We start from the raw sequence: 14,916 nt of genomic DNA, 5'->3' as shown, positions 1-14,916 counted from the left end.
TTAATTAAGGCGACTATTTAACGTTGAAAGTTCACACAAGCGAATGCGATCCCCCTAACCTTTTAAAAATAAAAATAATCGCAATAACAGTTTACTTTCTATGAATTCAGCATTACAATGTTCTTTATATTTAAATATACGCGTGGCATAGGAGGACTTGTATGGAACTATCCCTTTTATTTGAAATCATGCTAATTGGCTTATTGGGAATAGGGTCTCAATGGTTAGCATGGCGATATAGCTTGCCGGCAATTGTTGTTATGTCTATTGCAGGATTAATGGCTGGGCCTGTGCTTGGCTTGATGAACCCGGAGGAAAGCTTTGGAGATTTATACAGTCCTATCATATCGGCCGCAGTTGCTATTATTTTATTTGAAGGAAGTTTAAACTTGAATGTGAAAGAGCTTCGCGGACTAGGAAAGCCAGTATTTCGCATTTCGACGGTTGGAGCATTTATTGCGTGGATACTTGGATCGCTTACGGCTCATTACGTTGCAGGTTTATCATGGGCAGTTGCATTTGTAATTGGTGGTCTATTTATTGTTACTGGACCTACGGTTATTTTGCCATTGCTTCGACAATCAAAATTAAAACCTCGCCCAGCTAAAATTTTAAAGTGGGAAGGGATTATCGTTGATCCAATTGGTGTATTGCTTGCTGTTTTTGCTTTTGAAATTATCGCATTTCTTACTGCTAGCGGTACAAATGGAACAACGCTGCTCCTGTTTTTTCTCGTTTCAATCTTTGCTGCGGTGTTCGGGATCATTTGTGGTCGGTTTATCGGATGGATGTTTGAGACAGGGCATATACCAGAATTTCTAAAATCGCCTTCAATCTTTGCTTCTGTTATTTTGTGCTTTACGATATCAGATGAATTGATGCATGGACCTGGCTTACTTGCTGTTACGGCAATGGGGATGACGTTAGCGAATATGGGTATTAGCTCAATAAGCGATATGCGTCACTTTAAGGAAAATGTATCTATTTTATTAATTTCGGGAATTTTTATTATGCTTGCTGCATCATTAAAAATGGAGACAATTTTGCACATTTTTAATCCGCATATTATTGGGTACGTTTTATTAATGATGTTTTTAGTTCGTCCATTGTCTATCTTTCTTTCTACAATCGGTTCCGGCCTGACAGTGAACGAGAAGGCACTTGTTGGATGGATTGCACCGCGTGGTATTGTAGCATTGACAGTATCAAGTTATTTCGCTTCTGTTTTAACAGAGTACGGCTATGAAGACGCATCGATCTTAACGACACTTACGTTCGGACTTGTGTTTTTTACCGTTGTTGCACATGGCTTTTCAATTGGCTGGCTTGCGAAGAAGCTACACCTTTCCTTAGAAGGAAAGCCCGGAACAATTATTGTCGGTTGTAATCGTTTCACCGTCGGTTTGGCAAAATCACTTGAAAAGGCTCGGGTTCCAGTCATAATTCTTGACACATCTTGGGAAAATTTACGATATGCTCGTAATGAAGGCGTACCTTTCTATCATGGAGAGATTTTGTCGGAACAAACCGAGTATAACTTAGATACGATTCCTTACGATTATTTAATCGCCGCTACTGATTTTGACTCGTATAATGCACTCGTTTGTACGACATTTATGCCAGAATACGGGCGCACAAACGTTTTTAAAGTAAATCCGTATTTGGAAGAGCACAATAGCTCTGAAAACATTGTCGATAAAGTTGGTGGCCGTGTTCTCTTTACAAATGAAATATCGATGGAAGATTTAATTAATAAAATTATGCAAGGCTATATTTTCAGACAAACGACATTAACACCTCAATATAGCTATGAGCAATATCGAAAGGATAAGGCGGACTCTACTGTGTTTTTATACGCGCTTAAATCCTCCGGACAAGTTAATTTTTATACAGAGGACATGCGAACAACACCAAGTGCTGGGGACATTATCGTAAGTCTCACACCTCCTAATAAAGAAATAAAAAAGATTAAAGAAAAATTGGAGAGTCAGCGAAATAATAATTAATAATCGTTTTGCTTTCGTAGTTGAAATGCAGTTTACGGGACGATGTAAATAAATAGAGTATACGAATTATCCTCTAGGGAATGCTGCAACTATGTTACAGATCGTATAAAAGTTGAGACTCGGTCAATATAAAAAAGGTTCTTTGCAAATGACGTTGGCGATGTATGTTAAGTTGAGGAATACGTACTAATGTAGTAGAACGAAAATTATGGAAGCTTGCGCTCTGATTTCGCTGACTTGCACTACAGCCGATAGGCTTTCCGCGGTTACTGCCTCAGCTTCTGTAGCTCCTCTATCGGAGTCGCTACAGTAATCTTCGGACGCGTGCTATTTCCCCAGGTGTCCGTCGACTTCCGCTCCAGTCAGCTTAAAAAGGGCTAACAGCCTTAGTGCACACACTTTAATGCTGTTTCATTTAAATTGGCGTGTGTTTCTTTATGTTTTGTATTGTATTTTGTTTCTACAGGCTTTCGCTTGATGGAGATAATATTTTCTATAAGAAAATAAAAATGACGTTCGTGACTTCGCATTTCCCTACCAAAAAAGTAATGTGATTTTCCTCACCAACGTCATGTATTGCACAAACTGAAAAAAGCTTGCTATTTGCTTTGTAGGAGCAAATGCAAGCTTTTTCGTTTATTTACTTATTTTCGATTGCTTCTATTCGTTTGTTAATTGCAGCAATTTCGTCCTCAAGTCGAATGAGCTGCTCCTCTGCAGACGATACTCGTCCTCCGACAAATTCAAGTTTATCCATATCGCCTTGTATCCGGACATAATCGGATTTGAGCTCTGCTAGTTTTTCTTTTAACTGTTTTTCATTCAACATAAAAACCCCTCTTTATAGTAGTTTACTAGAGTCGATCAAGCTTTATAGCGGAGAATCGACTAGAGTAATGCATCTTCCTTTGAATCCTTTGATTGCTCATACGTTCGATAAAAGTGCGTTACGATCGTTTTAATAACGGCATAAAATGGAACTGCAAACAATATTCCTAGAAAACCAGCAATACTGCCAGCCGCTAAAATTACCGTAATGACCGTAAGTGGATGTAAATCAAGGACACGCCCCATTACATTCGGTGAAATTAAATTACTTTCAATTTGCTGGGCAATAATTGTTACGATAATAACCCAGACGATCATCATGGGTGATTGGAAAGCACCGACGATAACGGCTGGAATTACAGCAATAAAAGGCCCGAGAAATGGAATTACGTTCATAATCATCGCAAATAAAGCGAGTGTTAAGGAATATTTCAAACCTAAAATAACGTAACCGATAAATAGTAAAACGCCTACACAAAAGCTAACGATTAGCTGGCCTTGGATAAATGCAGTCAGTGCTTCGTCAATTTTACTTAACAAATTTCGGATGTTTTCTGCCTTTTTCTTTTCAAAAATTTGCGTAATAAATGGAATGAGTTTGTCTCCGTCCTTCAGCATGAAAAATAAGAAAAATGGAATGAGGACGAGAGAAGCTACAAATGTAATAATATAGCCGATAAACCCGAATAAACTGCTCATAATATCTTCTAAGTATGTTTGAATGTTATCTGTGAAATTATTAATTGCATCATTTACCTGTTCTGGTATAACGATTTGTCCAGACTGAAAAGACGCAATAAAACGTTGTGCCGAATTTACCATCTTAGGAACATTATCCATTAAATTGTAAAATTGTTGTTGTGCGATTGGAAAGATATAAATGACGAATAGAAAGCCAATTAATAATAACAACAAAAACACGAGCAGGATAGAAACAATCCGATTTATTTTCAGTTTTTCAAATAAATGCATAATCGGTTTTGTAATGTAATATAAAATGCCTGCGCCTATTATTGGTACGGCCACTGCACCGACGTATTGCAGTACAGGGGTAAAAACAAAACTCGTTTTTGACATTAAAAAGATTAATAGAAAGATGAGAATAAATATGATTAACGATTGAAACCAGCGATTTTTCAGCATCACATCACAACTTCCTTTAGTAGATTTACTAATTTGTATCTATCATACCTTTTTCAATTCGGATAAGAAAGTGAAATCCAATCCTTACGAGTAGTTTGACCGAAAGCGCCGTGCTTTAAACAATAGAATGAAAGTATGCATAAAATGACTATGTGAGATCTTACGAGTTATTTATTGTGATTGAGTGATTGCGTTCGATTAAGAAAAAGAAGGTAGTACTAAATTTAATCGTATCATCGCTTAATGGATGGTAAAATCAGCAAGCACTGCAAGCGAAGGATATGATAGCAGTGTCGGTATTGCCAAAAGAACAGAATAATTGATAATACAAAAAGGGTGTTTTTCTAGAATTTATATATTCACCTACAAATACGTGATGCATTCTAGAATGAGAATGAAAAGAGTAATAGAATAATTTAGCAAAGTATGCTACTATTTGAACAAACAACGGTTCAGGGGGAACAAGTTAGTGAATAAGTGGAAGAGAGTATACGAGAAATGGAGCAATTATGAATCACTAGCAGCAACGCTCCGTAAACAATTGAATGACATATCAAATGATGATGCGGCATTGGAAGATGCATTTTATAAAGAATTGACATTTGGAACGGGTGGCATACGCGGAATTATTGGGCCCGGTTCAAATCGAATGAACATATATACAGTACGCAAGGCCGTACATGGCCTTTCCTGTTACTTGCTTGAGCATCGGGTGAATGTTAGAGATCGTGGAGTTGTAATTGCTTATGATTCAAGATATTTGTCGCAATCGTTTGCATTAGAGGCTGCAAAAGTTCTAGGCACCTTCGGAATAAAGGCGTATGTGTTTGAATCGTTGCGTCCAACACCTCTGCTCTCATTTGCTGTTCGTTATTTTGGTGCAGTGTCCGGAATTATGATTACTGCAAGCCATAATCCACCCGAATATAACGGGTTTAAGGTGTACAACGAAGAAGGCAGTCAAATAACGCAAGAAGAAGCAAATGCGATTATTTCTCATATTAAACAAGTGGAGAATGAATTAACAGTTCCAATAATGGCAGAAAGAGAACTAGAGGAAAATAAACTCATCCATTGGGTGAATGGTGAAGTCGATCATGCTTACTTGGAGCAGTTACTGCAAATTACAAAAATGAATGAAACGATGTTAAACGAACCGAAGGACTTGAAAATCGTCTTTACTCCATTGCACGGAACCGCAGAGAAGCTTGTACATGATGGGTTAAAACAATTACATTTTGAAAACGTTTATCTTGTTCAGGAGCAGACGATTCCAGATCCTGAGTTTTCTACTGTTGAATCACCTAATCCTGAGGAACACCAAGCATTTACGCTCGCAATGGAGTTAGGTAAAGAGAAGGATGCTGATATCTTGTTGGGTACAGATCCTGATGCCGATCGGTTAGGTGTAGCTGTAAGAGATGATAATGGGCACTATCAAGTGTTAACTGGTAATCAGCTTGGTTCGCTTTTGCTCGACTATTTATTAAGACATAGTGACGATGCGGTTTTACGAAGCAATGCACGCATGCTGAAGACGATTGTGACGACAGAGTTAGGACGATCTATTGCGCTTGCTTATGGAGTGAAGACGATCGACACGTTAACAGGTTTTAAATATATTGGTGAAAAAATAAATGAATACGATGCGACAGGCGAAACGTTTGTTTTTGGCTTTGAAGAAAGCTATGGCTATTTAATTAGTACGTTTGCACGTGATAAAGACGCAGTACAGGCTGCTGTTATGGCTGCAGAAATGGCTCAATATTGGAGAAATAAAGGAAAATCGTTATTAGATGCTCTTGAAGCGTTATATGAACAGCACGGATATTATCTAGAAGGCATAGTTTCATTAACGTTAAAAGGGAAAGAAGGTACAGAAAAAATCAACAATATTATGGATTATGTACGAAAAAATCCACTTGATGAAATTGCCGGGCTGCAAACGATAGCTATTGAGGATTATGCGGCAAGCAAACGTGTTATGATAGAAGGCAATAAGACGGAAATGCTTGACCTTCCAAAGGAAAACGTAGTTAAATATGTGCTGGAAAACAAAAGCTGGGTTTGTTTAAGGCCTTCTGGTACAGAGCCTAAAATTAAATGCTATTACGGTGTTTGTACGTCGAGCAAGGAAGCGAGTCGTGTTCAACTCGCTGCTTTGGAAGAAGCAATTGAGCAAGTAATGCAGCAGGCGATAAAATAGAAGGTAAGATGAAAAGATAGAAAAGCTCGTTTAATGCTTAGGGAATCGGGTACTCTATGACTATGGTAGAGGCCCTTCGACAAAATAATTGACATTCAGCTAAGCAGCATGGTTTAATTAAGTAAATTGCATATTCCTAAAGGGGAGTAGCTGCACAATTGAAGTCGTCATTACACGAGGATTCGTCCTCCGGCTTAATTGGCAACAAACGTTGTTAGCGAGACCTTTACCATCGTAGGTAAGGGTCTTTTCTGTCGAATTTGTATGATTCCTGCCTACTGGTGGGGATCATTTTTTATTTAAAGGAGAGACAGTATGGACGCACAATTACTATTGGAATATTTATGGGTTCTCGTTATCTTAATTGGACTGGAAGGCCTGCTTGCAGCGGATAATGCTTTAGTTTTAGCGATTATGGTGAAGCATTTACCCGAAAAGCAACGACGCAAGGCTCTGTTTTATGGATTGGCAGGAGCGTTTGTTTTACGTTTCGGCTCTTTGTTTGTTATTTCTTTTCTCGTTGATATTTGGCAAGTACAAGCACTAGGCGCTTTATATTTATTGTATATTTCAATTAAACATTTGTATGATCATTTTAGACATAAAGAGTCGAAGAAAAAGCCTAAAGCAAAGGAAAGCGGTTTTTGGATGACCGTATTAAAGGTAGAAATTGCTGACCTTGCTTTTGCAATTGATTCAATTTTAGCAGCCGTTGCCCTTGCTGTAGCACTTACACCAACTGGTTTGTTTACAGTCGGTAGCCTTGATGGAGGACAGTTTCTCGTAATATTCGCTGGTGGGATGATTGGTGTAATTTTAATGCGTTTTGCTGCCAATGTATTTGTTAAGCTATTATACCAACGTCCAGGGCTTGAAGTGGCCGCCTTTATGATCGTTGGTTGGGTAGGGATAAAACTATCCATTCTTGTACTAGCGCATCAAGATATTTTACTTATCCCCCATGCATTTCCGCACTCAACGACATGGAAGGTAATTTTCTATACTGTATTAGTTGGTATAGCGGCAGGTGGTTGGTTTTTATCGGGTCAAAAAGAGACAAATCAACATTCAATTCAAGAGTAGCGATCTGACCGAATCTAATTGCTCAAAGCCAAAATTTTTGAATAAACAATTCGTACGTATACGTACCATAGCTTCGGACAAGCTGAACGTCCGAACACAGCTGATAACTGCCTGCAGGCGCTTCAGCTGTTTTTTTTGTTATCCGTGCGATGAAAGCAAATCAGTTTGTATAAAAAGGACAACGGGTATGCATATAATAATATATTTCAAAAGGAGGCTTTCCAATGCCAGTACAAACAAAACGTATTTATGAATCCTACGATAAAAAGGATGGTGTTCGTGTATTGGTCGATCGCGTTTGGCCACGAGGAGTAGCTAAAGACGAGGCAAAATTGGATTACTGGTTAAAAGAAATCGGGCCTACAAATGAGCTTCGTAAATGGTTTGACCATGATCCGGATAAATACGATACGTTTAAAAGGAAATATAAGGAGGAACTAAAAACGGGTGGACAGAAAGAAGCATTAGACGAATTAAAATCGATTACTAAAAAACACAAAAAAAATGTAACGTTGCTGTTTGCTGCAAAGGACGAAAAAAATAATCAGGCGAAAGTATTAAAAGAAATTATTGATCATGTGAATGTTTAAAATAAAACGCCAACTGTAAGTTAAAATAATGCGTTATGTAAATTTATTGTAAACTTTTACGACGAAAGGTAGAAAATGTCCTCTGTTGACCGTATGGTATAGTTGTATTGATGGTTTAGGAGGACAAAATGCAAAAAAATTCTCTGTTTGAAATATTACGAACATCACTAAAATTAGGATTGACGTCCTTTGGTGGTCCGGTTGCACATCTCGGATATTTTAAAAATGAGTATGTAGACAAACGCAAGTGGCTTGATGATAAATCTTATGCCGATATTATTGCCTTAACGCAATTTTTACCAGGTCCTGCTAGCAGTCAGGTAGGAATGGCAATTGGTATGATCAGAGGTGGCTTGTTGGGAGGAATGGTATCTTGGTTTGGCTTTACGATACCTTCAGTAATCATACTCGTATTGTTTGCTAATCTATATCAATCGTATACGTGGGAGGACGCTGTCTGGATTTCTAGCTTAAAGATTGTCGCAGTTGCAGTAGTGGCGCATGCAGTATTTAATCTTCGAAATAAACTTGCACCTGATCGGATTCGGATAGCAATTGCTTTATTTAGTGCAGCAGCAGTGCTCGCCTTTCCGACTGCATTTGCTCAACTAGCAATTATAGTTATTGCTGCATTATTTGGCTTTTTTATGTTTACGAAGCAACATGAGCCAACAATTCAATCCTTTTCTATTCCCATTACAAAAAAACAAGGGGCTTTTTCGTTAGCTTTGCTCGCTTTACTCTTAATTGGAATCCCTTTTTTAGCCCAAATGTTCTCGCTAATTCATTTGCAATTATTTAATGTTTTTTTTCGAGTAGGTGCACTTGTGTTTGGAGGCGGACACGTCGTATTACCATTGCTTGAAAGAGAAATGGTGCCGACAGGATTAGTAACGTCAGGTGATTTTTTAGCTGGTTACGGTATGGCTCAAGCAGTTCCGGGTCCTTTGTTTACATTCGCTAGTTATTTAGGAACGTTGGTTAATGGAATGACAGGGGCAGTAATTGCTACAGTCGCAATCTTTCTCCCTGCTTTTTTGCTTGTCGTTGGTACATTACCTTATTTACAGGAGCTGCGACAGAATATGCGATTTCAAGGAATGCTTAATAGTGTGAATGCGAGTGTTGTAGGCATTTTGTTTGCAGCTTTATATGATCCTGTTTTTACAAGCTCGATTCATAGCAATCTAGATTTCGCGCACGCCACTCTATTATTCGTATTGCTTCAAATATGGAAGCTTCCTGCGTGGCTTATTGTTGTAATAGGTGTTACGTTAGGACAATTGATTGTCCTAATTTGAATAGAAGTATTGTGAAGGTGTCCGCTGCAAGTTAGTTAAATCGAGTAGAGGAGGCGTATAGATGGCAAAGCACCATTTTCATTTAAAAGCGCAATGGCCAGGTGGGAGAAATAGTGAAGGGTATATTGAAGCAGGTAATTTACAGTCGGTTATTTCAATTCCAGATGCGATGGACGGTCCAGGCGTAGGGACTAACCCGGATGAAATGTTACTAGGTGCCGCATCGACCTGTTATCTTATTACATTAGCAGCAATGATAGAGCGAAGAAATTTACCTTTAGAGGAAATGCTCCTTGAATCGGTAGGGATTGTTGAAGTTCATAACGGCGTATTCACTTATGAAAGAATCATACATCAGCCAACTGTTATTTTGAAAGAAGAAGCTACAGACGAGCAGTTCGTAACTTTGGAAAAGCTTGTGAAGGCAGCAGACAAAAGCTGTATGATCTCCCGGGCGATTCGGGGGAATGTGGAAGTGGAGGTCCAAGCAAACCTTCCACGCATAAAAAGTAATGTTAACAATTCTTTTTAAATACTATTTTAGTTACAGTATATTTTTAGCGCATTATAGTAAATGCCCTTTTTACCGAGGTGTATTTTGTATAATGCGCTATTTGCATTGGTGGAAGCTTTGTTGCCACGCTTTTAAATACGAGTTATTTTGTTGGTTAGTTGTGGCCTTTTTAAGTTTCTAATGAATAAATTAACAAAATATTGACAATTCATAATATTTAGATGTAAACTGTACTTAATTGTACTACATTTTGGTTGAACAATGAAAAAATGTAAGCGGTTTAATTATGGGAATCTGAATAAGTGGAGGAGCTCAAAAAGCAAATGAACGATAAATGGGCTGTAATTACAACTACTTATCACATACTCATAAATACTAAATTAGGAGGCTTTTCGAAATGAAAAAGGTAAAAAAGTCACTGTTTGGTATGTTGCTATTATTTGCTTTATTATTATTTGGATGCGGACAGGATGTAAATACTAGTCAGAGTAATGATTCAGAAGAAAGTGCAGAAGATGAAGCGTTGCAAAAAATAATCGATTCAGAGGTTATTCGTGTAGGGTTTGAGGGAACATATCGTCCATTTAACTTTTTGAATGATGAAAACGAGTATACGGGTTTCGATGTTGATATTGCGAATGAAATTGCTGAAAGAATGGGTGTGAAAGCTGAGTTTATTGCAACATCATGGGATAGTCTTATCGGCGGAGTTAAAGCTGACAAATTTGATGTCATTATAGCTCAGATGACAGTGACGGAGGAAAGGAAGCAAAGTGTAGATTTTACAGATCCGTATGTTGTAACGGGTTCTGTATTGATCACTCGTGAAGATACGGAAGGGATTAATAAATTAGAGGATATTAGTGGGAAAAAGGTTGGGACAGGTACTGGTACAACATTTGCTGAAGTAGCTGAAAGTGTTGAAGGAGCTAATGTCACTTTATATAAAACGGTAAATGAATATCTTCAGGATTTATTGAATGAAAGGCTAGATGTAATCATTAATGATCAATTGCTCATGAGTTATAACATCAAGGAAGAGAAAATACCAGTAAAAATTGTGAGCGATGTGCTTAATGAAGATGAAATTGCTATGGCTGTTAAAAAAGGGAACGGGGGACTTATTAAGAAGCTAAACGAAGAATTAAATAATATTATTGAAGACGGCACGTACGAGGAAATTTATCGAAAATGGTTTGATGCTAATCCTATTTTAAAGTAAAGGCACTAATTATTTGATTGCTAACATCGCACGACAGCGGATGTGGAACACTATTACGTGTTATGTAAATGAATAAGTAGTAAATAGTACGCTGTAAAATCTACCTTTGTAAATAATTGGAGTAATAGACGGTATTGTTCATTAGTCCTCTTTTAGCTTAATAAATTCATAAATGAATAAAGAAGATGAAAAGGGGATAAGAATTGTCCCAAATGATCCTAAGAACATTATCTAGGAACATTACGGAACGTCTACAACATTTGACATATCAATTAATAAAATAAGCAGGTAGCAGTTTGCTTGAAATGAAAGGCGGCATCCTGCGGGAAAAGCATGTGTCTTGAGACTCCACAGCGAGCGTTTTCTAAGAGTAAAGATACGCTAATCCAAGCCCGCAGCGTCCGCTCATAGTGCAAAGCAACGCATGTAACACAGTGTTGTTTTTGCGAAATAGATGCTTGTTCTATTGGAAAACAGGGAAGGAACAATAGGCGAAAAAATAACACTTAAACAAACTATACGAGGGGGAGGACATATGAATTTTTCTATAATAATGGATGCAATTCCTCCGCTATTAAATGCAACATTGATGACAGTTATGTTAGCGGTTGTTTCTATTATAATTGCTTTAGTGCTTGGATTTTTCACAGCATTGGCTCGAATTTCCAAGGTGAAGCCGCTACGTATAATAGCAACTATATATGTATCGATGTTTCGTGGTACGCCGTTATTAGTCCAAATTTTTGTGATTTATTATGGATTACCACAAGTTGGTATTGAATTAGATCCTATACCGTCAGGCATTCTAGCATTTAGCTTAAATGCTGGATCGTATCTATCAGAATCATTTCGCGCTTCCATCTTAGCTGTTGATAAAGGACAAATGGAGGCCGCGGTCTCAATGGGCATGACATATGGTCAGGCAATGCGAAGAATCATCTTACCACAAAGTATCCGAATAGCTATACCTACCCTGTCGAATACATACATTATATTAATTAAAGATACGTCATTAGTCTCCGTTATTACGGTTACAGAATTGCTTCAAATGTCCACCTTAATAATAGCCAAAACCTTTGAACCGTTAACCATATATTTATTGGCAGCAGTTTTTTACTGGTTAGCAATTACTTTTTTTACGATTATTTTGGACAGGGTAGAGAAGAGGGCTTCAAGACATGTAGCGTAATGGCTAAATTATAAGCAATTCTGGGAAAGGAGCTAACAAATGGAAGTAATTCGTTTGCAAAATATAAAAAAGCACTTTGGAGAAAATGAGGTTCTTAAAGATATTACTTTATCTGTAAAAAAAAGCGAAGTCGTAGTTATAATGGGGCCAAGTGGTTCGGGCAAGTCTACCCTTCTTCGTTGTATCACTTTTTTAGAAGAACCGGATGGAGGCGAGGTGCAGTTAGGCGACTTAACAGTAAATACTACACTGCCAAAAAATAAAAAAAGGGCGAATTTAATTAAATGTCTCAGACAAAACACAGGGTTTGTGTTTCAACAATTCAATTTGTTCCCTCATAAAACAGCAATTGAAAATGTGATGGAAGGGCCCATTGTTATTAAAAAAATGGAGCGCGAAAAAGCAAAGAAAAATGCAATCTCATTGCTTAAAAAGGTAGGGTTGGAAGATAGAATGGATCACTATCCCAATCAATTATCTGGAGGTCAGCAACAAAGAGTTGCGATTGCTCGTGCGCTTTCAATGGAACCTATTGTAATGCTCTATGATGAACCGACCTCCGCTTTAGATCCTGAACTCGTTCGAGAAGTACTTCAAGTAATGAAAGACTTAGCAAAAGAAGGGATGACAATGGTTGTTGTAACGCATGAAATGTCCTTTGCTAAGGAAGTAGCTGATAAAGTTGTTTTTATGGATCAAGGTGTTGTAGTGGAGAAAGGCTCATCTGAGGAAATTTTTAAGTATCCTAAAAAAGATAGGACGAAACTCTTTTTACGTACGTTTAATGATGAAAAAGTTGGTACGTAATGCTTGAATAGACAGAATCGGTAAAGTGGAAAGAATACTTTTTATACGCTTTATATTTGTGAAAATATACAAAACGTTTATATGAACATAATTAATCTATTACGCATGTATATATACTGATTTTAGCAACTGAATAAATTAAATTATATTAGGGTTCTCCGGCAATAATATGGACAGCCCTATTTTTGTGCTGCCGATAATGAACCATTTTTTTAGAAAGGAACAATTGAGAGGTGTATGAGTAAAATGTTTGTGGGGGAACAGATGCACGAATCTAAGTAGATAATATGTGATCAATTTTACTTCGAACGATATACACATGAATAACACCGTTGATTTTCACTGCAGGTGGATGCTTTCCGCGGGCACGGCTTCAGCCTCCTCGGAAAGCGTAGTGTATATCTACTGCGGTCGGTAGGAATCAATACTAAAATTAACGAATACAAAGAGCGGTTTTTTAACTTCTTAAAATAACATCCACAAATACGTGACGCAATCTTGAGAGGTTTTTCCTCTTGACACCTTTTGGTCTTCAAGCTAATATTATAATTCATAGTAAATTTATATGAATTATATAAATTAACTTTAAGAATAGGGAGAAAGGAAAGGGATACGTCCAATGTATGTATTTATAAATGTTGTTGTTTTACTTTTAATTATTGGATTGTTAGTGTATATGCAAACGAAGCATATATCTTTTAGCAAGCGCGTATTTACAGGCTTAGGACTAGGTATATTGTTAGGTTCTGTATTACAAATAGTATATGGGGCAGGATCCGATGTATTGAATGAAACAACAGAGTGGTACAATATAGTTGGTAGAGGATATATTCGCCTGCTTATGATGATTGTTATACCGCTTGTAATGGTATCTATTATCCAGTCCATCATTAACTTAGAAAAAACTTCAGAGCTAGGTAAAATGTCTGGATGGATCATTGGCTTTTTAGTTTCAACGGCAATGGTCGCCGCTCTAATTGGAATTGGGAGTGCGGCAATTTTTGATTTAAATGCTGAGCATATTGACATCGGTGAAGCTGAAGCCGAGCGAGGCGATATTTTAGAAACCAGACTTGGGGAGATTGACGGCTTATCAACTCCAGCTAAAATTCTTAATTTTATTCCTTCAAATATATTTTTGGATATGACTGGTGAGCGGCCAACGTCCGTTATAGCGGTTGTAATTTTTTCAATAATCGTTGGAATTGCTGTACTTGGTTTACGGAGGAAAAATCCAGAGCAAGCAGATATGTTTACTAAAATTGTAAATGCTGTATATGCGGTTGTCATGCGAATTGTAACATTGGTGCTTCGTCTTACACCGTTTGGAATACTTGCACTTATTGCAGTAACCGTTGCAAATACTGAATGGTCTGGAATAGTAGAACTAGGAAAATTCGTAGTAGCATCTTACGTCGCATTATTTGTTATGTTTATCATTCACTTAATATTGATCGGCTTATTCGGCTTAAATCCGTTCACATATTTGAAAAAAGTATTGCCGGTGCTTGGATTTGCCTTTACTTCGCGTTCGAGTGCAGGAACAATTCCATTAAATATCCAAGCGCAAAAAAACGCATTAGGCGTCGATTCAGGCATTGCCAACATGTCTGCTTCCTTTGGAGCGACAATTGGCCAAAACGGATGTGCGGGAATTTACCCTGCGATGCTTGCGGTTATGATTGCACCATCGGTTGGGATTGATCCGTTATCGCCAGGCTTTATTATTCAGCTCGTTCTAATTATTGGAATTAGCTCATTTGGTGTAGCAGGAGTAGGTGGCGGTGCTACGTTTGCAGCCTTAATTGTTCTATCATCGATGGGGCTACCGGTTGCTTTAGCAGGTGTTCTTATCTCGGTAGAAGCATTAATAGATATGGGGCGCACAGCACTTAACGTAAACGACAGTATGTTATCTGGAACGTTAACTGCACGAATAATGAAGAAGTTAAACTTAAAAACATTTAACGATCAAGCTGCAATTGAAAAAAGTAGCGGCCTTTAGAAAAAGTTTTCACTTAGATGTA

Annotated in this window: 12 protein-coding genes; 10 read left to right on the top strand and 2 right to left on the bottom strand. The window is 37.7% G+C overall.

The window, feature by feature from the left end; translation table 11 throughout:
* Positions 1–161: 161 nt before the first annotated feature.
* Positions 162–2,006 (top strand): cation:proton antiporter, encoded by a 1,845-nt coding sequence (locus tag ACLIBH_RS01675; protein WP_439314934.1) that lies wholly within the window; start codon positions 162–164, stop codon positions 2,004–2,006.
* Between the two features lie 640 nt (positions 2,007–2,646).
* On the opposite strand, the gene ACLIBH_RS01670 is transcribed toward ACLIBH_RS01675, so the two are convergent.
* Both ACLIBH_RS01670 and ACLIBH_RS01665 read right to left on the bottom strand, forming a co-directional pair.
* Positions 2,647–2,835: an SE1832 family protein gene (locus tag ACLIBH_RS01670; protein ID WP_439314933.1), complete on the bottom strand. Its 189-nt coding sequence runs from the start codon at positions 2,833–2,835 to the stop codon at positions 2,647–2,649.
* 59 nt (positions 2,836–2,894) lie between these two features.
* A complete protein-coding gene (locus ACLIBH_RS01665) occupies positions 2,895–3,977 on the bottom strand; it encodes an AI-2E family transporter (RefSeq protein WP_439315028.1) in 1,083 nt (360 codons plus the stop codon).
* 469 nt (positions 3,978–4,446) lie between these two features.
* Here ACLIBH_RS01665 and ACLIBH_RS01660 point away from each other — a divergent pair, with 469 nt between their 5' ends.
* The 9 genes from ACLIBH_RS01660 (at position 4,447) to ACLIBH_RS01620 (ending at position 14,894) form a co-directional block, all read left to right on the top strand.
* On the top strand, positions 4,447–6,183 hold the full coding sequence (locus ACLIBH_RS01660) for a phospho-sugar mutase (RefSeq protein WP_439314932.1): 1,737 nt from the start codon (positions 4,447–4,449) through the stop codon (positions 6,181–6,183).
* Between the two features lie 315 nt (positions 6,184–6,498).
* Complete coding sequence (locus ACLIBH_RS01655; protein WP_439314931.1) at positions 6,499–7,266, top strand: TerC family protein; 768 nt, start codon at positions 6,499–6,501, stop codon at positions 7,264–7,266.
* Between the two features lie 224 nt (positions 7,267–7,490).
* Positions 7,491–7,856 (top strand): DUF488 domain-containing protein, encoded by a 366-nt coding sequence (locus ACLIBH_RS01650; protein ID WP_439314930.1) that lies wholly within the window; start codon positions 7,491–7,493, stop codon positions 7,854–7,856.
* Positions 7,857–7,984: 128 nt separating this feature from the next.
* On the top strand, positions 7,985–9,157 hold the full coding sequence (gene chrA / locus ACLIBH_RS01645) for a chromate efflux transporter (RefSeq protein WP_439314929.1): 1,173 nt from the start codon (positions 7,985–7,987) through the stop codon (positions 9,155–9,157).
* Positions 9,158–9,218: 61 nt separating this feature from the next.
* Positions 9,219–9,689 carry an OsmC family protein gene (locus tag ACLIBH_RS01640; protein WP_439314928.1) on the top strand — a complete coding sequence of 157 codons (471 nt, stop codon included), beginning with the start codon at positions 9,219–9,221 and terminating at the stop codon, positions 9,687–9,689.
* Between the two features lie 379 nt (positions 9,690–10,068).
* The gene (locus ACLIBH_RS01635) at positions 10,069–10,893 is read left to right on the top strand and encodes a transporter substrate-binding domain-containing protein (RefSeq protein WP_439314927.1); all 825 of its coding nucleotides are present in this window, start codon (positions 10,069–10,071) and stop codon (positions 10,891–10,893) included.
* Between the two features lie 535 nt (positions 10,894–11,428).
* A complete protein-coding gene (locus ACLIBH_RS01630; protein WP_439314926.1) occupies positions 11,429–12,082 on the top strand; it encodes an amino acid ABC transporter permease in 654 nt (217 codons plus the stop codon).
* Positions 12,083–12,121: 39 nt separating this feature from the next.
* Complete coding sequence (locus tag ACLIBH_RS01625; protein ID WP_439314925.1) at positions 12,122–12,889, top strand: amino acid ABC transporter ATP-binding protein; 768 nt, start codon at positions 12,122–12,124, stop codon at positions 12,887–12,889.
* 619 nt (positions 12,890–13,508) lie between these two features.
* The gene (locus ACLIBH_RS01620; protein ID WP_439314924.1) at positions 13,509–14,894 is read left to right on the top strand and encodes an L-cystine transporter; all 1,386 of its coding nucleotides are present in this window, start codon (positions 13,509–13,511) and stop codon (positions 14,892–14,894) included.
* Positions 14,895–14,916 lie beyond the last annotated feature (22 nt).

Origin of the sequence: Virgibacillus sp. W0430 (genome assembly GCF_051846935.1) — a bacterium.
Lineage (GTDB): Bacteria > Bacillota > Bacilli > Bacillales > Amphibacillaceae > JBPYCR01.
This window is presented reverse-complemented; position numbering and strand designations above follow the sequence as displayed.

Coding starts and splice junctions, on each gene's coding strand:
- ACLIBH_RS01635 (WP_439314927.1), top strand. CDS start 10,069: ATGAAAAAGGTAAAAAAGTCACTGTTTGGTATGTTGCTATTATTTGCT.
- ACLIBH_RS01625 (WP_439314925.1), top strand. CDS start 12,122: ATGGAAGTAATTCGTTTGCAAAATATAAAAAAGCACTTTGGAGAAAAT.
- ACLIBH_RS01630 (WP_439314926.1), top strand. CDS start 11,429: ATGAATTTTTCTATAATAATGGATGCAATTCCTCCGCTATTAAATGCA.
- ACLIBH_RS01675 (WP_439314934.1), top strand. CDS start 162: ATGGAACTATCCCTTTTATTTGAAATCATGCTAATTGGCTTATTGGGA.
- ACLIBH_RS01620 (WP_439314924.1), top strand. CDS start 13,509: ATGTATGTATTTATAAATGTTGTTGTTTTACTTTTAATTATTGGATTG.
- ACLIBH_RS01670 (WP_439314933.1), bottom strand. CDS start 2,835: ATGTTGAATGAAAAACAGTTAAAAGAAAAACTAGCAGAGCTCAAATCC.
- ACLIBH_RS01650 (WP_439314930.1), top strand. CDS start 7,491: ATGCCAGTACAAACAAAACGTATTTATGAATCCTACGATAAAAAGGAT.
- chrA (WP_439314929.1), top strand. CDS start 7,985: ATGCAAAAAAATTCTCTGTTTGAAATATTACGAACATCACTAAAATTA.
- ACLIBH_RS01665 (WP_439315028.1), bottom strand. CDS start 3,977: ATGCTGAAAAATCGCTGGTTTCAATCGTTAATCATATTTATTCTCATC.
- ACLIBH_RS01640 (WP_439314928.1), top strand. CDS start 9,219: ATGGCAAAGCACCATTTTCATTTAAAAGCGCAATGGCCAGGTGGGAGA.
- ACLIBH_RS01655 (WP_439314931.1), top strand. CDS start 6,499: ATGGACGCACAATTACTATTGGAATATTTATGGGTTCTCGTTATCTTA.